Consider the following 19,277-nt stretch of genomic DNA (forward strand, 5'->3'; position numbering starts at 1 on the left):
GAGGCTCCTCGTCAGGTCATTGACCGGCCAGACCGGTGTGGGCGATGCCCCGCACGATCTGGCTCTGGAAGAAGACGAACACAACGATCAGCGGAAGGCCCGCGATCAGACCGCCCGCCATGAGCTGCGGCCAGATGATGCCGAAGGAGTTCTGCACGGTGGCGATGCCGTTCGGCATGGTCATCAGGTCAGGATTGCTGGTCACCATGTACGGCCACAGGAAGTTGTTCCACGAGGCGATGAAGGTGAAGATCCCGACCGCGGACAGGGACGGCCTGGAGAGCGGGAGGACGATGGTGAAGAAGATCCGCCAGCGGCCCGCGCCGTCGATGAACGCGGCCTCCTCCAGTTCACGGGGCAGCGACTGGAAGAACTTGTACAGGATGTAGACCATGGCCGCCGGGGCGCACTGCGGCAGGATCATGCCCCAGTAGGTGTCGACCATGCCGAGCGACTGCACGGTCGCGAAGAGCGGGACGCCGAGGACGGCCGGGGAGAACATCAGGCCGGCCATCGTGAGGGCCATCAGGGCGGTCTTGCCGCGGAACTCGGTGCGGGCGAAGCCGTATCCGGCGAGGGCCGCGACGAGCAGCACGACGAAGGTGACGCAGACGGACACCACCAGGGAGTTCACGAACCAGTTGGGGATGTTGCTGGCCTCGATGACGCCCTTCCAGGACGCCGCCGTGAGGTGCCGCGGGATCCAGTGCGGGGAGGTCACCGACTCGGTGGGGGTCTTCAGCGAGGTCGACAGGGCCCAGGCCAGCGGGGCCATCCACACCAGGGACAGGGCGGCGGCGACCGCCGTCAGGGCGATCTGTGCCGGTGTCCAGGAGCCACGGGGCTTGCGCGGTACGGGAGTCGGGTGGGCGGTGGTCATCGGGCGTCCTCCTCGCGGAGCCGCAGCAGCCACATCCGCCCGAGGGCGACGGCCGCGATGATGAGGAACAGGATGAAGGAGATCGCGGAGGCGTAGCCGACGCGGTAGCTGGTGAAGCCCTGTTCGAGGGTGTACTGGACGAAGGTGCGGGTCGATTCCTCGGGTCCCGGGCCGAACTGGTACATGACGACGGCCTGGTCGAAGACCTGGAGCGAGGCGAGGATCTGGAGGGCGAGCACCAGGCCGGTGATGGTGCGCAGGTTGGGCACGGTGATGTGCAGCATGCGCTGGAAGGCGTTCGCCCCGTCCAGTTCGGCCGCCTCGTAGAGGTGGTGCGGGATGTTCTGGAGCGCGGCCAGGTAGAGCAGGAAGGAGAAGCCGACCGTCCACCACAGGGTCGCGACGACCACCGCGACCATGGCGGTGGACTTCTGGGTGAGCCAGGGGGTGTCGACGCCCAGGACGTGGTTGACCATGCCGTTGGTGGGCTGGAACAGCCACCACCACAGGTTGCCGACCACGGCCGACGGCAGCAGGAACGGCGCGAAGAAGCACAGCCGCCACAGCCACTTGAGATGGGTGATGTGGTGAGCGATCAGGGCCATGAGCAGGGCCACGACGACGATGCACGGGACGACGTAGAGGGTGAACTGGACGCTGTGTCCCAGGGAGTTCCACACCAGGCGGTCCTGGAACGCCTCGCGGTAGTTGTCGAAACCGACGAAGCTGGTGTGGTCGCCGGAGATGTTGGCGTCGGTGAGGCTGAGGTAGAGGCCGCGCACGACGGGGACGACGACGAACAGCCCGTAGAGCACGAAGAACGGGGCGACGAACCAGCCGCCGTGCTGGAACCGGCGGCCCCAGCGGGCGCGGGCGGACTCCGTCGCGGTGGCCGCGCGGGGCCGCAGGCCGGTGGCGGGAGCGAGGGTCGTGGTCATGCGGCGGCTCCCTTCAGCTCCTGGGCGGCGGTCCGGCCGTCCATCGGATTCCGCATGGCGAGCAGTTCCTCCAGGACGGATCTCATCCGGCGGGCGGCGGCCTCCGGCTTCGCGGAGCCGACGTTCGACGACGCGACGACCGGGCCGATCCGCTTGGCGAGGGTGCCGGTGGAGCCGGCGAACCAGATGCGCGGTTCGGTGGCCGGGTGCTCCATGGCCGGGCGGGAGTACTCGCTCTGCGGGGCCAGCTTCAGATAGGCCGGGTCCTCGAAGGTCGGCAGATAGGCGGGGACATGGCCGCCGCCCGCCCAGGCGGTGGCGTTCTTGACCATGTAGGCGGCCAGCAGGTGCGCGCCCTCGTTGGCCGCGCCGCCGCGGTCGGCCTGGTGCGGCAGGACGAAGGAGTGCGACTCGGCGTGCGTGGCCGGGGTGCCGAAGACCGGGGGCAGCGGCTGGGCCCCGTAGCCGACCTTCTCGCCGCTGAAGTACGGCACCGACCAGTTTCCCTCCCACACGAACGGCGATCCGGCGAGGAACGCCTCGCCGTCGGCCTGGCCGACGGTCGTGTAGCCGTCGGCGACGTGCTGGTGGAAGAACTCCAGGACCTGGGTGGCCTTGTCGGTGTCGAAGGTGACGTCGGTCCGGTCGTCGTTGAAGTAGCCGCCGCCGAGCTGCTGGTAGAAGGCGACGAAGAACCACCAGGAGAAGTTCTGGTCGAAGGCGTGCAGGCCGAGGGTCTGCTGCCCGTCCTTCAGCTGTTTCCTGGCCTCCTTGAGGAGGGCGAACCACTCGCCGGTGGAGTTCGCGGTCGGCAGCCTCCCGTCCGCGTCGAGCAGGCCCGCCTTCCGGCAGACGTCCGTGCGGTAGAAGCTCAGCTGGACGTGGATGTCGAGGGGAAGGGCGTAGAGCTTGCCGTCGACGATGCCGCGCTTCCAGAGCACGGGGTTGAAGTCGGCTTCCCGGACGCCGTACTTGGTGAGCAGGTCCATGTCCCAGGGGTCCAGGAGACGGCCGGGCGCGAAGCCGGGGACGCGGCCCTGGTGCATGACGCCGAGGTCCGGCGCGCGGTTGCCCGCGGCGGCCATCGCGAGCTTCGTGTAGTACGGGTCGCCCCAGGTGAGCGTGGAGTCCTTGACCGCGATGCCGGGATGCTCCTTCCGGAAGGCGTCCACCATCGCGACCATGTTGGCTCCGTCGCCCCCGGTGAAGAGGTTCCAGTACCGCACCCGGGTGTTCGCGCCCGAGGCGAGCGCGTCCGCTCCGGTGCCGAGCGCGGCGAAGCCGAGGCTGCCCGCGACCGTCAGTCCGCCCACCGTGGACAGGAGTTGCCTGCGGGTCAGGCCAGGTCGTCCCATACCTTGCCTCCACTGTTCGAAATTTCGGAGGATGATCGCAACTTCGAACGGGACCGTAGATAGGAAGCGCTTTCTCGTCAATGGTTTGCGCAAAAACCGTGCGCTCGAAACGGCGTCGGGTGCGCGAGACGGAGGGCGCCGGAGACGGTGACTCTGGAGACGGTGGGCGCGCAAAAAGAGCGAGCCCCCGCCCGGTGGTCGTCAACCGGGCGGGGGCTCGCGGGCGTTCGGTTATCCGGCGAACTCCGGCTGCGGCAGTCCCTTGCCCGCGCCGGGGACCACGAGCAGGGAGCCGGACATCGGGTGCGGTGCCGCGAGGCCCGTACGCGCGGTGGTGATGTAGAGGTCGGCGAGGTCGGCGCCGCCGAACGCGCAGGCGGTGGGGCGGCGGACGGGCAGTTCGAGAACCCGGTCCAGCTCGCCGTCCGGCGTGTAGCGGCGGACCGCTCCGCCGTCCCAGAGGGCCACCCAGACGCCGCCCTCCGCGTCCACTGTCAGACCGTCGGGGAATCCGTCCTCCACGGTGACGAACGGACGTCTGTCGACCGGCAGTTGATCGTCACCGATGTCGAACACGTCGATGCGTCGGGTCGGCGAGTCGATGTAGTAGACACGGCGGCCGTCGGGGGTCCAGCCCATGCCGTTGCTGACGCTCACGTCGTCGAGGATGGGGCGGACCGTGCCGTCGGGGGCGATCCGCGAGAGCGTGCCTCCGCCGGGTGCCTCGTCGTAGCGCATGGTGCCGCACCACAGCGAGCCGTCGGGCGCGACGGCCGCGTCGTTGGCCCGCCGGCCGGGCACGGGTTCCCGGTGCAGCCAGCGGAACGAGCCGCCGGCCGGCGCGGTCCCGGTGGATCCCGCCGCCGCGGGAGACTCGCCGGAGCCCGTCGGCCCGTAAAGGCCCACTCCGTCACGGAGGTTGACGACCAGTCCGCCGCCGGCCCGGGGCTTGGCCGCGCCCACGTGCTGCTCGGTGGCCAGCACCGTGCGGCGGCCGGAGACGGGGTCGTAGGTGTGGATCCGGGAGCCGAGGATGTCCACCCAGATGAGCCGCCCCGCCCGGGCGTCCCAGGTCGGGCCCTCGCCGAGGGCCGCGTGCGCCTGGACCGCGACCTCGACGGCGCTCACCGCGCGTTCCGGTGGCCGAGCCGCTCGGACAGGTCCGCGGCGCCCTTCACCGCGAGCTGCTCCAGTTCGACGCGGCGCTCGTCGCTCCAGCGGATCATCGGCACGGAGATCGAGAGCGCGGCGACGACGTGTCCGGCCCGGTCGCGCACGGGGGCGGCGACACAGCTGACGTCCGGGTTGGACTCACGGCTCTCGACGGCGATCCCGCGACTGCGGATCTCGGCGAGGGCCTCGCGCAGGGCGCCCGGCTCGGTGATGCTGTTCGGGGTCATCGCCACGAGGTCGGCGTCGTCCGGGACGCGTGAGGTCAGCTCCGGCTCGGAGAGGGAGGCGAGCAGCATCTTGCCGACGGAGGTGCAGTGCGCGGGAAGCCTGCGCCCGGCCGCCGAGACCATGCGCACCGCGTGCGTGGAGTCGACCTTCGCGATGTAGATGACGTCCGTGCCTTCGAGGATCGCCACGTGTACGGTCTCGTCACAGGTCTCGGCGACGGAACGGGCGACCTGCTGGCCCTCGGCCGCGAGGTCGAGCTGCTCGGCGTAACGGCTGCCGAGCTGGTACGGGCGCACGCCGAGCCGGTAGCGTCCGGGCTGGCCGGGCACCTGCACGATGTACGACCGGGCCGCGAGCGTGGTCACCAGCTCGTGCACGGTCGTGCGCGGCAGCTGGAGCTTGCGCACGATGTCGGGGGCGGAGAGCGTCCCGTCCCCGTCGAGAAAGAGCTCCAGTATGTCCAGAGCCCGGGTCACGGCAGGTACGAGGCGTCCCACAACCGGCCCCCTCTCTTTTGTTCGAAATTTCAACAGACGATCGGGATGACGAACACAGGCTAGTCATTCGCCCGGGGGCGGGCAATGGTTTACGGGGCCCCGCTCGCACGCCCCCGCGCCGGCCCACGACGGGCCGCGCCCCGCCGGGAGCCGGGTGCGCGACGATGGAGCGCATGCCGGCCAAACGCCCCGCCACCCCCTTCACCCCGCTCGACTTCCAGCTCGTCCTGCTGCGCCGCATGGCCGACCACAACCCCGGCCTGGTCGAGGACGCCCGTCACGAGCTGGGGGTGTCCATCGCGGACATGCGCGAGGCCAACCGACGCTGGCAGGCGATGCTGCACTCCCCGCGCGGACGGTCCACCGCCTCGCGCTATCGCTCGGTCCTCGGGGCCCCCGAGTCCGCACGCGAGCGCCGGACCGGCGATCTGACCTGCGAGGCCCTGCAATGGCCGGTGCCGCTGTGGCCCGGTCTGCGCTTCGAGGTCCTGCTCGCCCCGAACGGCGTCGCCTGGAACGAATGGCTGGTACGGGCCCCGGGCGCCCCCGCCCCGGCGCTGGAGACCCTGGAGGACCTGGCCCCGTGGTGCTGCACGGTCGACGAGGCGGCCCGCGCCTTCGCCCCCGCCCGGCCCCTGGAGGGCACGGCCCCGACCCGGTGGGGTCTGGCGTTCACGGCACCCGACGCGTCGGGCGTACCGCACGCGTGCGCGGCGGAGTTCACCTGGGGGCTGCTGCAGCGGGTGGGCGTCAAGGGGCCCGTGCCGGAACACCCCGGGGGCCCCGGGCGGTAGTCGCGGGCACGTCCGCGGTCGCTGCTCCTCGGGGTTCGCCGGTCCGCGGGCGGTCGCCGGTCCCGGAGGGCGCTGGGATCGCCGGTCCCCGGGCGGTCGCCGGTCCGGGGAGGGGTACCGACGCGACCGAGGGCTGCGGGGCGAACCCCCTCAGGGAGCGGCGGCCTCGATGATGCGGTCCACGACAAGGGGCAGCGACCCGGGGTGGAGCCACAGGAAGAGGTTCGGCTCGACGAGTTCCAGTTCCATCAGCCAGGGCTCGCCGTCGGCGCCGTCGACGAGGTCCACCCGGGCGTAGAGCACACGGTCCGCGCCTCCCGGGACGGCGGCCAACGCCCTTTCGGCGACGGCCAGTTCGGCCGCAGTGGGCTCCCAGGCCTCCAGGCGCGGGTGGGGCGTCTTGTCCCCGTCGTAAGGCGTCCCCGGCTCCAGCACGGCTCCCTTGCGGCTGGCGTGCAGCAGCCGTCCGCCGAAGAACTGGAGCGCCCGCTCGCCCCGGATGTCGATGTCCGTCACGTACGGCTGGACCATGGCGGTCAGCCCTTCGGCGTGCATCCGCGCGAGCTGCCCGAGGGCCGTCTCCCGCTCCTTCGGCGTGTACCGGGCCGCGTAGCGCGCCCCCGCACCCGCCGTCGGCTTCACGACGAACTCGTGCTCGCCGGGCAGGTCGACCAGGTCCCCCGGCGCGAGATACCGGGTCGGCACGACCGGCACCCCCGCGTCCGCGAGGTCCCCGAGGTAACGCTTGTCCGTGTTCCACCGCACGACCGGCGCCGGATTCATCAGCCGCGTGAGCCCCGCGCAGCGCTCCGCCCACCCCACGAACTCCGCCACGCGCAGGCTGTAGTCCCAGGTCGACCGGATCAGCGCCAGATCGAACCGCGCCCAGTCGACCGCGGGATCGTCCCAGTGCACGATCTCCGCCACCGCCCCGGCGTCCTCCAGCGCTCCCCTCAGCACCGGCAGATCCCGGTCGGCGCCGGGCTCCTCGCCCGGGTCGTAGGTGACGAGCGCGATACGGGCCACTTCGGACTCCCTCCTCGTACGGCACCGGCACCGCGACACGGCACCGCTGCACGGCATCAGTGCTCGGCATCAGTGCTCGGCATCAGTGCACAGCCTCGGGCGCACCCCGTCGGGACGCCGTCCCGGGGCAGACCCCGCCGCAGGGTAACAACCGCACGTGGCCCCTGACGGGCCGCACTTGACCTTCACCAAGGGGCAGGGCCCAGCATCGGTGACGGAACGAGGAACCAGGACCAGGGCCGGGACCAGGTACGACCCGGACACGGAGCGACGGAGTGGACGCGTGGACATGCTGACGATCGGGGCCTTCGCGAAGGCCTCCCGGCTGTCGCCCAAGGCATTGCGGCTCTACGACGAGCTGGAGCTGCTGCGCCCCGCCCGGGTGGACCCCGAGACCGGTTACCGCTACTACGCGGCCGAGCAGCTCCGACAGGCCCGGCTGGTCGCGTGGCTGCGGCGGCTCGGCATGCCGCTCGCCCGGATCCGGCGGGTGTGCGCCCTGGAACCGGAGCCGGCCGCGCGGGAGATCGGCGCGTACTGGGCCGGGGTCGAGGCCGAGACGGCCGCCCGCCGGGATCTGGCGGCGTTCCTCGTGAACCACCTGTCACCGTCCCCAGGAAAGGACACCAGCATGCTGGAACTCCGCTACTCCGCACACTCCGACACCGGTCGGGTCCGTGCCGCGAACCAGGACAGCGTCCACGCGGGCGCCCGCGTCCTCGCGGTCGCCGACGGCTGGGGGCCCGGCGGCGCCCCCGCGAGCACGGCGGCGGTACGGGCCCTCACGTTCCTGGACGACGAGCCGCTGTCGGCCGGTGGCGTGCTCAACCTGCTGGAGGACGCCGTGGAGGGCGCGGCACAGGCCGTGGCGGACCTGGTGCCGCGACCCGCCACGGACGGAGGCGGCACCGGCAGCACGCTCACGGCCCTGGTGTGGACCGGCTCCCAGCTCGCTCTCGTCCACATCGGGGACTCCCGGGCCTATGTCCTGCGCGACGGCGGGCTGCTCCGGATCACCCACGACCACACGGTGGTCCAGTCAATGATCGACGAGGGCCGCCTCACCCCGGAGGAGGCGACCACGCATCCGCAGCGCGCCATCCTGCTCAAGGCGCTGGGCAGCGACGCGAACGTACCCGATCTGCGGCTGCACGACGTCCGGCCTGGCGACCGCTACCTGCTCTGCTCGGACGGCCTGTCCACCGTCGTGCCGGACGAGGGGATCGAGCGGCTTCTCGCCTCCGCTCCCGGTCCCGACGCGGCCGTCCGGGCCCTGATCGGGGCGGCGAACGACGCCGGGGGGCCGGACAACGTCAGTTGCGTCGTCGCGGACGTGGTCGAGGCAGCGGCCCGTCCGGGCGGACTCCGGGTCGGCTAGGACCTGTCGGACCGTACGGGTCCCCGTGCCTGTCGGAGCGGACAGGTACGGGGACCCGTGGGTCAGTCCTGGGGCCTGCGGAAGCCGAGGGAGGTCTCGATGGCGCGGCCCACCGGGTCGACGGGGGCACTGTCGCCGGGGCCGGTCACCCAGGTGCGGAAGACGCTCGCCAGTTGCAGGCCGAAGGCCTCGGCCTGAGCCTCGTCCGCCTGACGTGATCCGTCGCGGGCGGCGACGGCGCGGGCGACCTCCTGCCGGAACGGCGTCGCCCGGGGGCCGGAGTCGTGCCAGCCGGAACGGTCCGCCAGGGCCGCCCGTGCGACGGCCCTGGCGCCGTCCACGTGGTGGTCTCGGTGGCCTTCCTTCATGTGCCACAACTCGTGCCCCAGGATGACGAGTTGCTGCACCGTCTCGGCGCGCTCCTCGACGACGACGAGGTCGAAGTCGCCGAACTCCATCCACAGACCGGTGACTTCGATCTCGTCGGGGAATCGCTCGAAGCGGAGCTGGACCGGACGGCCGCCCCGGCGCCGGCTCATCTCCTCGCAGAGGGCCTGCGCCAGCTCCCTCATGTCGACGGGCGTATCGATCCTTCTGCGCAGCACCCGGCCGAGCTCCACCGCGAGCGCCCGCATCTCGGAGCGGGCTCCGCGCGGACGCAGCGCCGCCACGAACCTTCCGACGGAGCCGGACGGCTTCGTCGTCATCGCTCCGCCCCCTCGCCGTCGGGCAGGACGCCGGGAAAGAGCGACGGGGACTCACTCACCAAAGGTCTCCCGGCAGTTGACTCGTCAAGTTGTGACGCGAGGCCGACACTACGTGTCCGGGTCCGTCCACGCCACGGTTCCCCGGCGATCGTTCCCGGTTTCGGAACGATCCTTACGGCGCCTGCGCGCTCCCTCCACGTCCTCGGCGCGATCGTGCGGCAGGCCACCCGATCCCGGAGCCCGATCGTGTAGGAAGAGCCTGTCCCTCCCGGTGAAGTCCTCTCGGCAAGGAGTCCTCGTGTTCTCCCTCTTCCCGGCCCTGGTGGGCGGTTCGGTCGCGGACCGGTCCGCGCTGCGCTTCGGCGATCGGTCCCTGACGTACGCGGAACTGGCCGCCTCCGCTCAAGCGCTGGCCGTACGGCTCGACGGTGCCGGGAGGGTCGCCGTCTGGGCGACGCCGACCCTGGAGACGGCCGTCGGCGTCGTCGCCGCGCTGCTCGCCGGCGTGCCGGCCGTACCGCTGAACCCGAAGTCCGGGGAGACGGAGCTCGGCCACATCGTGCGGGACAGCGCGCCGTCCCTCGTGCTCGCGGCCCCCGGGGACGTCCTTCCCGCTCCGCTCGGGACGCTGGACCGTATCGACGTCGAGGTGGACGCGGATGCGGAAGCCGACGCGAAGGCGGACACGGAGGGGGGAGCGGGGACGGCGGCCGGGGTCCCCGGCGGCGCGGGGTCCCCGGGCTCCGCCGCGCCCACCGAGCCCGCCGCCCCCGCCACGGCCCCCGGGACCGTCACCGACCCCGCCGCCCCCGCCCTGGTCGTCTACACCTCCGGCACCACCGGTCCACCCAAGGGTGCGGTCATCCCGCGCCGGGCGATCGCCGCGACCCTGGACGCCCTGGCCGACGCCTGGCAGTGGACCGGCGACGACGTGCTGGTGCACGGTCTGCCCCTGTTCCATGTGCACGGGCTGATCATCGGCATCCTGGGCCCGCTGCGGCGCGGCGGGTCCGTACGGCATCTGGGCCGGTTCAGCGCCGAGGGCGTGGCGCGGGAGCTGGACGCCGGGGCGACCATGGTGTTCGGGGTGCCGACGATGTACCACCGGCTCGCCGAGGCACTCGGCGAGGACCCCGGGCTCGCCGGGGCGCTGGGCCGGGCGCGGCTGCTGGTGTCGGGCTCCGCGGCGCTGCCCCTGCACGACCACGAGCGGATCAGGGCCGCGACCGGTCGCGGGGTCGTCGAGCGGTACGGCATGACGGAGACCCTGATGAACACCAGCGTGCGGGCGGACGGGGAGGTCCGCCCCGGCACGGTCGGCGTGCCGCTGCCCGGCGTCGGTCTGCGGCTCGTCGAGGAGGACGGGACGACGATCGCCGGGTACGAGGCGGACGGCACCCCGACCGGCGCGTACGACGGCGTGAGCGTCGGCGAGATCCAGGTGCGCGGGCCGAATCTGTTCACCGAGTACCTGAACCGGCCCGACGCCACCGCCGCCGCGTACACCGCCGACGGCTGGTTCCGCACGGGCGACATGGCGGTCCTCGATCCCGACGGCTCGGTCCGTATCGTCGGCCGCAAGGCCACCGACCTGATCAAGAGCGGCGGCTACAAGATCGGCGCGGGCGAGATCGAGAACGCGCTCCTCGAACACCCGGGGGTGCGCGAGGCCGCCGTCGCCGGGGAACCGGACGCGGACCTCGGTGAGCGCGTCGCGGCCTGGATCGTCCCGCTCGACCCTCACGCGCCGCCGTCCGCGGACGCGCTCGCCGACCACGTCGCCCGTCTGCTGGCCCCGCACAAGCGGCCTCGCACCGTGCGTTTCCTGGACGAGCTGCCCCGCAACGACATGGGCAAGATCCTCAAGCGGGAGCTGCCGCGTGACTGAGCGGATCTCGGCCCGTGAGGCCATCGCCCTGGTCACCGACAGCTTCGCCGAACTCCCCTCCTCCGACGGCGGGTTCCCGCCCGACGGCCCGCTCTCCTGGAAGGGGTACGGCGAGGCGCGGGCGCACGCGGCCGACCGCACCGGCGAGGAGGAGTCCGTCGTCTGCGGCACCGCGACCTTCGGGACGGCGAGTTTCGGCACCACGATCGACGGCAGGGCTCCGCTCGGTCCGGTCACCGCCGTCCTCGTCGCCTTCGAGTTCGGCTTCCTCGGCGGTTCCCTCGGAGAACGCACCGGGGACCGTCTGGAGGCGGCCTACGACCATGCCCGTACGCACCGGCTGCCGGTCGTCTCACTCGTCGCCACGGGCGGCAGCCGGATGCAGGAGGGCATGCTCGCGCTGACCCAGCTCCAGCGGGTGGCACGGCAGTCGGCGCTCACGAGGGAGGCGGGACTCGCGCAGATCGCGGTCCTGCGGGACCCGACGACGGGCGGCGGCTGGGCCACGCTCGGCGCGGGTGCCGATGTGACCCTGGCCCTGCCGGGCGCCCAGGTCGCCTTCGCGGGCTCCCGGGTCCGCCCGCCCGACGCGGACCCGGCCGCGTACACGGCCGAGGCGCAGGTCGCGGCGGGCTCGGTCGACGCCCTCGTACCGAAGGACGGGCTGCGGGAGGCGCTCGCCCTGTGGCTGGACCTGCTCACCCGGCCCGCCGGCGGGGCGGCGCCCGTCCCGGCCGCGCTGGGCGGGGCGACCGATCTGCCCGCGACCGGCTGGGACGCGGTGCGGCGCGCCCGGGCCGCCGAACGGCCGCGCGCCGAAGCCTACTTGGACGCATACTTCACCCGCCGGGCCGCGATCGGCGGGGACCGCTGCGGCGGCACCGACGACGGCGTGCTGTGCGGCTTCGGCCGCGCGCACGACGGGCGGACCGTCGCGTACGCCGCACAGCGCGGGACCCCGACCCGTCCCGCCGGATACCGCACGGCAGCCCGGCTGGTCCGGATGGCCGGACGGCTCGGCATCCCGGTCCTGACGCTGGTGGACACCCCGGGCGCCGCGAACGACGCGCTCGCCGAGCGGCAGGGGGCCGGCGCGGCGATCGCGGACCTGTTCGCGGCGGTCGCCACGGCCCGGACTCCCGTCACCACGCTGGTGATCGGCGAGGGCGGTTCGGGCGGCGCGCTGGCCCTGGCGGCTCCGGGCAACACCTGGGCCACGCCGGACAGTTACTTCTCCGTCATCGCGCCGGAGTCGGCGGCCGCCATCCTCAAGCGGCCGGCCGACGAGGTCCGGGCCACGGCGGCTCAACTGCGGCTCCGGCCGCAGGACCTGCTGGACCTGGGAGTGATCCGGGGCATCTCGCCGCACAGCACCGGAGGGTGAACGGACGACGGCCGTCGGTCCCTCCCTCCCAAGAGGGACCGACGGCCGTCCGCTCGGTGGGCCACCACCAGGGTGGCCGTCCTGATCGGGCGTTCGCGGGGACGTGGGCCGGGCGGCGGGCTCTCCCCCGGGGAGCCCGCCGCCCGGCGGCCGGTCACCGGACGCCCACCGCCCGGATGGTCTCCTGGCCGACCGTTCCGCCCCGGTCGTCGCGGGCGGAGGCCCGCAGCGACACGAACCCGGCGCCGCGCGGAACGTTCAGCGTGCCCTGCCAGCGGGCCTTGCCGCCGCCGGTGAGCGGGACCGTCCTCCAGGTCGTCCCGTCGTCGTAGGAGACCTCCAGCTTTCCGCCGCCGAGGGTGCCGGTGTCCGACGCGCCCTTCACGTACTCGGCGTAGACGCTCACCGGGACCCGGCCGCCGCGCACGTCGCCCGCGAGGTCCGTGTCGATGTCGTAGCCGAGGTTGATGAGCGGGAGGAACGTGTAGTGGTCCTCGGGGGTGGCCGCCGACCGGACGGTCCACTCGGTGTGGCCCTTCGTGGACAGCTTCCAGCGCTCCGGGTCGAGGGTCGTGTCCGTGACGACCTTGTAGGTGTGCTCGTCGGCGGGCGCGTCCCAGACGTATCCGGCGGAGCTCTTCCCCCGGTCGACCAGGACACCGTCCTGATAGACCTCGGTGAACTGCGTCATCCCGGTGCCGTCGCTCCACACGTCGCCGAAGCCGGTGTGGTCGGGCCCTGAGTCGCCCCAGCCGGGCGTGTTGAACCGGATGTCGTTGCCCGCGCGCTGCTGGCCCCAGCCCAGTCCGGTGCCGAGCCAGGGGTGCAGGACGGGCTTGAACCAGTTCAGGGTCCCGTGACTGCCGCCCCGGTAGGGGACCAGGCCGCTGCGCTCCTCCAGCGCGCCGTCCCCGACGTACGTGGACTCCGTCCAGGTCTGTCCGGGGCCGGTGGAGACGTAGTCGGTCCGCTCGGCCGGGTAGTCGATCCGCTCCTGGAAACCGAGGCCGATGGGGAAGGGCTCGGCGATCGAGTAGCGGAACTCGCTGCCCGAGACGGGCTTCACGGCATGGAACCTGGCGTCCAGCACGGCCAGTTCACCGCGGCCGGGCTCGTAGGTGAGGCTCCGGTCCGGGATACCGTTCTTGTAGCCGTGCGAAAGGTCGTACATGTAGGGCGTGTTGCGCGTACCGGTCATGCCGACGGTCCGCATCGCGCGCAGCCGTGCCGCGTCCGCCGCGTCGACGGTGGCGATCTGCAGCGGCCGGTTCTCGTTGTCGTCCGTGCCGAACCAGGCGTTGAGGCGTCCCGCCTTGTCGTCGGTGACGAACAGGGCCTTGGCGCCCGCGTCCTGGGCCGCCTGGGCGAGCGCGGCCGGGTCGACGCCGTCGGTGAGCCGGGCGAGGACGGCCTTGCCGCTCACCCCGGTGAACGGCCCGTCCCCGACGTCGGCCAGCGGCAGCCTGCTGCGGCCCTCGATCAGGGTGCCGCCCGGCTGGGCGAGCGCCGCTTTGACGCCCGCGACCTCGAGGAGCGGTTTCCCGAGCCGCCACACGGTCCGGTAGTCGAAGGTGCCCTCGGTGACCTTCGGGGTCGGCGCGGCGAAGATGCTGTCGTACTTGACGGGTACCTGGACCGCGCCGAACAGATCGGAGCCGCCGCCGTCGCGGTCGTACTCCATGAGCAGCTGCCGGGTCTCGGTGCGCCGGTCGACCTTCGCGCCGATCTCCCGCAACGTCCGCCCGTCCAGGGTGACTTCGCGGTCCCGGTCGAGAGCGATCTGGGGTGCGGCGAGGAAGCCGATGCCGAGGGAGTCGGCGCCGCGGCCGCCGCGCACGTCGAGGAAGGACGTGAGGCTGTACGTGCCGGGCCTCAGCCGCAGTTCCAGGGTGCCGGAGTCTCCGACGGAGGCGGAGTACGCGTCGACGTCCTGCGCCAGCTGCTGCACGGCGAGGTAGGCCGCGGTCGGGGCGCCGTCCCGGTCCTTCACGTGGACGGTGAGCGTGTACCGCTCCTCCTCCTTGACCAGCCCGAACGCGGTGTGCGCGACGGGCGTGCCGTCCACCGACGCCACGATCCGCCCCGAGGTCTCGCCCACCGGCGCCTTCGAGCCGTCGCCGGTGACCGAGGTGGACGCGGTGCCGTGCGCGGGCACCGTGAGCGTGGTGTCGGCGAGGGTGGCGACACCCTCGCCGGCCCCCTCCGCGGCGAGCGTCAACTCCACCGCCGCGTCGGAGGAGTTGGTGTAGGTGACCGTTCTGGTGACGGGCTTGTCGTCCTCGTAGGGCCAGCCGTAGAAGCCGAGGTCGGCGCTGCCGGTGGCGGTGACCTTCGCGTCGACGGCGTCCGGGACGCTCACCCGGCCCGCGCCCAACTGGTAGGCGGAGGCGTCGAGTTGCTTCGACGTCGACATCAGCGCGTCCTTGAGCCGGGCGCCGGTCCAGTCGGGGTGTTCCTGGGCGAGCAGCGCGGCCACACCGGCGACGTGCGGTGTCGCCATCGACGTACCGCTCATGGAGGTGTAGTAGCCGCTGCCGCTCACGAGCTGGGAGCGGGCGGCGAGGATGCCGACGCCGGGTGCGGAGAGGTCGGGCTTGAGCGCGTTGTCGCCGTAGCGGGGTCCGGCGCTGGTGAAGTACGCGGCCTCGTCGGCGGAGTCCACCGCTCCGACGGTCAGGGCGGAGTCGGCGGCGCCGGGCGAGCCGATGGAGGAGGGCGCGCCGGTGTTCCCGGCCGCGATGACGAAGAGGGCGCCGGTCTCCTTCGAGAGGGTGTCGACGGCGGCGGCCATGGGGTCGGTGCCGTCGCTGGGCTCGGTCGAGCCGAGGCTCATCGAGATCACCTTGGCGTGCACGTCGCGCGCGGCCCACTCCATGCCGGCGATGATCTGCGACTCGCTGCCCGAACCCTGGTCGCTGAGCACCTTGCCGACGGCGAGCGTGGCCTCGGGCGCGACGCCCTTCTCCCGGCCGTCGGAGGCGGCGCCGGTGCCTCCCACGGTGGAGGTGACGTGCGTGCCGTGCCCGTTGCGGTCGGCGACCTCCTGCCCGTCGATGAAGCTCTTGGTCCGCGCGACCCGGCCGGCCAGGTCGGGGTGGCCCGTGTCGACGCCGGTGTCGAGGACGGCGACGGTCACGCCCTTGCCGGTGAGCCCGGCCTCCCAGGCCTTCGGCGTGCCGATCTGCGCGTTGCTCCCGGCCATGTCGGCCTTGACCCGCCCGTCGAGCCAGACCTTGCCGATCCCCGCCTGACGGGTCATCGCCTTCCAGAAGGTCCGGCCCTTGTCCGCGTCGACGGCCGCGCCGCGGATGCTCGGCAGCGAGCGCGTCCGCTCGGCCCCGCCCGGGACCGTGGTCCGCGCCTTCGGGTCGTACGTCACGATCAGCGGCAGCTCGCCCGTCTGCCGGTCGGTGAGCCCCTGCCGTATCAGCTCGCTCACGTCGAACAGCCGCCGGTCGAGGGTTCCGGCCTCCAGATACGGCAGCGCCTCGTCCGGTACGACGGTGACGGTGCCGTCGGCGACCTGGGTGCGCACGGCCCCGGTGGCCCCGCGGGGGCGTACGACGGAGACGGTCTTCTTTCCGCCGCCGACGTCGGTGACGGTCACCTTGTCGCCGGTCACGAGGGTGACGGTGTGCGCGGCACCGGCGGCTCCCGCCTTCGCCGGGGTGCCGGTGGTCCCGGGGTCCGCGGCGTCCCCGGCGGCGAGGGCGCCGGCCCGCCCCGTGGGCAGCAGGGCGAGCACGAGACCGGCCGACAGCAGCGCCGCCGGACGTATCAGTGGTCCTCTGGTCATTCATGGCCTCTCTTCGTCGGCCGTGCGCGCGCCGGGCAGGGGGTGGCGCCCGGTACTTGCGAAGAGTGTCGGGGGGCTCGTGCCGCCAAGGCGCCGACGAAGCCTGGCGGGAAGGCGCCCTGGCGGCTTCCCGCCAGGACATGCCGGTAGGAGCCGCAGAAACCGGGACAGCTCCAAGTGGCCGGACCGGGTTCAGGGACCGAGTGGGGCGATTCCGGGAATCAGGCCGGGTCCGGGGCCGGGGATCGAGTCGGACCACCCGTCCGGCGGCACCTCGCCCGGCCGTTCAAAAGGGGCGCGTCGCTCCCCGCGCGCGCAGGATGCGAGAGAGGACCGCCGCCCGGCGGAGCCCCACGGTCTGCGCTCTCGGGAGGACCTGCCATGACCGCCAGTCTGGAGCAGCTGCGCCGCTGTCACTTCGCCGTCGACCTGGGCGCGTCGCGGACCCGTGTCTGGGTGCGGGGAGCGGGTCTGGTCGTCGATCAGCCGAGCGTCGCGGCGATCAACACGAAGACGGGCGCGCTGATCGCGGTCGGGGAGTTCGCGGAGCGGATGACGGGCCGTACGCCCGACTACATCCGGGTGGTGCGCCCGGTGTCCGGCGGCACCGTCGTCGACATCGACATGGCCCAGCGGATGCTGCGCAATCTGCTCGGCGACAAGGTCCGGCGCACCCTGCGCCGCAAGCCCCGGCTTCGGGCCGCGGCCTGCACGCCGCACGACGCGGACCCGCTGGCGCAGCGCGCCACGATCGAGACGCTGGTCGGGCTGGGGGCGCGGCGGGTCGAGCTCGTCGACACGCTGATCGCCGCGGCGGTCGGCTGCGGGCTGCCCGTCGAGCGGCCCGAAGCCACCATGATCATGGTCTGCGGGGCCGCCGCGACCCAGCTCGCCGTGCTGTCGCTGGGTTCGATCGTCACCGCCGAACGCATCCCGGTGGGCGGTGAGGCCGTGGACCACGCGATCGTCCAGCACCTGCGCCACGAGCACGAGCTGATGCTGCCGAGTCAGGCCGTACGGCCCCTTCAGCTCGCCCTCTCCGGGAACGGGCTGACCCCGCACGGACCGGCCCTGACCGAGATCCACGGGCGGGACGTGGCGACCGGGCTGGCGCGTTCCGTGAAGGTCGACACCGCCGCCGTACGCCTGGCGATCGAGACACCGCTGACCGCCGTGCTGGACGGTGTCGGCAAGGTGCTGCGGTCCTGCCCGCCCGATCTGGTGGCCGATGTCGCCGACCGCGGGATCATGATGGTCGGCGGCAGCGCGCTGCTCCCCGGGCTCGACCAGATGCTCCGGCAGGCGACCGGTGTACCCGTCCACATCGCCGAGCGGCCCGACGTCTGTGCCGTCCAGGGGCTCGGCTACATGCTGGAGGGCAAGATCGAGCCGATGGTCCTGAACCCGCTGGCGAACTGACGGACCGGCGTCCGAGGGCCTCGCATGACCGACCCCGCGCCCGGTCTCACACCCCTTCTGGAAGCGGTCCTCAGCGTCGGCACCGAGCTCGAACTGCGCGCGACCCTCCAGCGGATCGTGGACGCCGCCGCCGAGCTGACCGGGGCCCGGTACGCGGCGCTGGGGATGCGGGACCCGGGACGGGACGGGCTGGTACGGATCCGCACGGCGGGACCGCACATCCCGGAGACGGGTCCTCGGTCCGCGGAGCCGAAAGCACCTGCGGAGCCGACGGCACCCGAGGAGCCGGAGGCGCAAGGCTCTTCCGGGTCTCCCGGCACTCCCGGACACCCTGTCGCTTCCGGGCGCCCCGGCACTCCCGGGCACCCCGGCTCCCCCGAGCACCTCGACTCCCCCGGACACCCCGACTCCCCCGAGCCCGACATCTGCCTGGACGTTCCCATCCGGGTCGACGACGAGGTGTTCGGCAACCTCTACCTGGCGGACAAGTCCACCGGGCCGGTGACCCTTGAGGACGAACAGCTGGTGCGCCTGCTCGCCACGCAGGCCGGCATCGCGATCGCCAACGCCCGGCTGTACGAGACGGCCCGGCAGCGGGAGCGCTGGATCGAGGGTGCCGCCGCCGTCACCACCACCCTGCTCAGCGGCGGGACCGGAGCCGACGCGCTGACGACGGTCGCCGAACGCGCCCGGATTCTCGCGGGAGCCTCGGCGGGGATCATCCTCAAGCCCACGGACGAGGGCGGCATGGAGATCGTGGTCGCCTCCACCCCCGGGGACCCCGCCGGCATCGTGGGTACGACCATCGCGCCCGGCAGCCCCGTGCTCGAACAACTCCTCGGCGGGGAGCCGGTGTTCATCGAGGACTCGGCGACCGACCCGCGGATGACGACCCCTGTACGGTCCCGGTTCGGGCCGAGCATGATGCTGCCCCTGCAGACCGAGGGCCGGCTCATCGGCACGCTGGCCCTGCCGCGCGGGCGGGGCGACCGCCCGTACACGGAGGTCGAACGCCTGCTGGCCACCCAGTTCGCCTCACAGGCCGCGCTCGCCCTGGTCCTGGCCGACGCCCGGCACAGCCGTGAACTCCTCGCGGTGTACCAGGACCGCGACCGCATCGCCCGTGACCTGCACGATCTGGTCGTGCAGCGCCTCTTCGCGACCGGCATGATGCTGGAGTCGACCCAGCGCAGGAACGCCGCGCACGGGGACGGCGGTGACGGCGAGGCCGAGGAGGTGTCCGCGACCCTCGGCCGTGCGGTCGACGAACTCGAGGCCACGGTCCAGGAGGTACGCACCGCGATCTTCGCGCTGCAGCAGCCGCCCGCCGACGCCCCCACCACCTTGCGCGGCAGGGTCCTGCGCGAGACGGCCGGCGCGGCGGCGGTCCTCGGGGTCCAGCCGTCCACCCGGTTCGCGGGCCCGGTGGAGAACCGGATCACCGAGCCGGTGGCCGGCCGGCTCCTCGCCGCACTGCGGCGCGCCCTGGCCGCCGCCTCGCGACGCCCCGGGGTGTCGCGGATCGAGGTCGTCGTCGACGTGACGGTGACCCTGCCGGACGGCCGTCCCGGCGTCCGCCTGACGGTCCACGACGACGGCGCCCCGAACGGCGCCTCCGAGGCTTCGGACACCTCGGCCGAGAGCGCGCCGGGCGGCGGAGACGACATGGGCGCCCCCGGCACGAACGTCGTCTGGCAGTCACCGGTGTAGCGGTCCTCCGCAGGTCAACCGAGCGAACAGCCGGGCCACTTGACGTCGCTTCAGACCCTCCGTAGCCTCCCGATCGATATCTGTACATGACTGAGGTTCACATC

14 protein-coding genes are annotated in these 19,277 nt (G+C 72.8%); 6 read left to right on the forward strand and 8 right to left on the reverse strand.

Annotated features, from left to right (window positions below; all coding sequences use genetic code 11):
- Positions 1–16: 16 nt before the first annotated feature.
- The 5 genes from OG485_RS15455 to OG485_RS15475 form a co-directional block, all read right to left on the reverse strand.
- Positions 17–880 carry a carbohydrate ABC transporter permease gene (locus OG485_RS15455; RefSeq protein ID WP_328668881.1) on the reverse strand — a complete coding sequence of 288 codons (864 nt, stop codon included), beginning with the start codon at positions 878–880 and terminating at the stop codon, positions 17–19.
- Positions 877–1,818, reverse strand: coding sequence for a carbohydrate ABC transporter permease (locus OG485_RS15460; RefSeq protein ID WP_328668882.1), 942 nt, complete (start codon positions 1,816–1,818; stop codon positions 877–879). Before OG485_RS15460 ends, OG485_RS15455 begins: the two co-directional genes overlap by 4 nt.
- Entirely contained in the window at positions 1,815–3,173 is a 1,359-nt protein-coding gene (locus OG485_RS15465) for an extracellular solute-binding protein (protein ID WP_328668883.1), read from the reverse strand. Before OG485_RS15465 ends, OG485_RS15460 begins: the two co-directional genes overlap by 4 nt.
- Before the next feature lie 231 nt (positions 3,174–3,404).
- The gene (locus OG485_RS15470) at positions 3,405–4,301 is read right to left on the reverse strand and encodes an SMP-30/gluconolactonase/LRE family protein (protein WP_328668884.1); all 897 of its coding nucleotides are present in this window, start codon (positions 4,299–4,301) and stop codon (positions 3,405–3,407) included.
- Positions 4,298–5,071: an IclR family transcriptional regulator gene (locus OG485_RS15475; RefSeq protein ID WP_328668885.1), complete on the reverse strand. Its 774-nt coding sequence runs from the start codon at positions 5,069–5,071 to the stop codon at positions 4,298–4,300. Before OG485_RS15475 ends, OG485_RS15470 begins: the two co-directional genes overlap by 4 nt.
- Before the next feature lie 164 nt (positions 5,072–5,235).
- On the opposite strand from OG485_RS15475, the gene OG485_RS15480 reads away from it, so the two are divergent.
- On the forward strand, positions 5,236–5,865 hold the full coding sequence (locus OG485_RS15480; protein ID WP_328668886.1) for a hypothetical protein: 630 nt from the start codon (positions 5,236–5,238) through the stop codon (positions 5,863–5,865).
- 150 nt (positions 5,866–6,015) lie between these two features.
- Here OG485_RS15480 and OG485_RS15485 read toward each other — a convergent pair whose 3' ends face one another.
- Complete coding sequence (locus tag OG485_RS15485) at positions 6,016–6,891, reverse strand: ATP-grasp domain-containing protein (RefSeq protein WP_328668887.1); 876 nt, start codon at positions 6,889–6,891, stop codon at positions 6,016–6,018.
- Between the two features lie 283 nt (positions 6,892–7,174).
- On the opposite strand from OG485_RS15485, the gene OG485_RS15490 reads away from it, so the two are divergent.
- A complete protein-coding gene (locus OG485_RS15490; protein ID WP_328668888.1) occupies positions 7,175–8,269 on the forward strand; it encodes a MerR family transcriptional regulator in 1,095 nt (364 codons plus the stop codon).
- A 62-nt stretch (positions 8,270–8,331) separates the two neighbouring features.
- Here OG485_RS15490 and OG485_RS15495 read toward each other — a convergent pair whose 3' ends face one another.
- Positions 8,332–8,976 carry a toxin-antitoxin system, toxin component gene (locus tag OG485_RS15495; protein ID WP_328668889.1) on the reverse strand — a complete coding sequence of 215 codons (645 nt, stop codon included), beginning with the start codon at positions 8,974–8,976 and terminating at the stop codon, positions 8,332–8,334.
- Positions 8,977–9,274: 298 nt separating this feature from the next.
- On the opposite strand from OG485_RS15495, the gene OG485_RS15500 reads away from it, so the two are divergent.
- Positions 9,275–10,864, forward strand: coding sequence for an acyl-CoA synthetase (locus OG485_RS15500; protein WP_328668890.1), 1,590 nt, complete (start codon positions 9,275–9,277; stop codon positions 10,862–10,864).
- Positions 10,857–12,248, forward strand: coding sequence for a carboxyl transferase domain-containing protein (locus OG485_RS15505; RefSeq protein WP_328668891.1), 1,392 nt, complete (start codon positions 10,857–10,859; stop codon positions 12,246–12,248). The genes OG485_RS15500 and OG485_RS15505 overlap by 8 nt, the downstream gene beginning before the upstream one ends.
- Before the next feature lie 154 nt (positions 12,249–12,402).
- On the opposite strand, the gene OG485_RS15510 is transcribed toward OG485_RS15505, so the two are convergent.
- The gene (locus tag OG485_RS15510; protein WP_328668892.1) at positions 12,403–16,044 is read right to left on the reverse strand and encodes a S8 family serine peptidase; all 3,642 of its coding nucleotides are present in this window, start codon (positions 16,042–16,044) and stop codon (positions 12,403–12,405) included.
- A 381-nt stretch (positions 16,045–16,425) separates the two neighbouring features.
- Between OG485_RS15510 and OG485_RS15515 the strand changes: the two genes are divergently transcribed.
- Both OG485_RS15515 and OG485_RS15520 read left to right on the forward strand, forming a co-directional pair.
- On the forward strand, positions 16,426–17,463 hold the full coding sequence (locus OG485_RS15515) for a rod shape-determining protein (protein ID WP_328668893.1): 1,038 nt from the start codon (positions 16,426–16,428) through the stop codon (positions 17,461–17,463).
- Positions 17,464–17,487: 24 nt separating this feature from the next.
- Positions 17,488–19,173 (forward strand): GAF domain-containing protein, encoded by a 1,686-nt coding sequence (locus OG485_RS15520; protein WP_328668894.1) that lies wholly within the window; start codon positions 17,488–17,490, stop codon positions 19,171–19,173.
- Positions 19,174–19,277 lie beyond the last annotated feature (104 nt).

Origin of the sequence: Streptomyces sp. NBC_00328, assembly GCF_036139655.1 — a bacterium.
Lineage (GTDB): Bacteria > Actinomycetota > Actinomycetes > Streptomycetales > Streptomycetaceae > Streptomyces.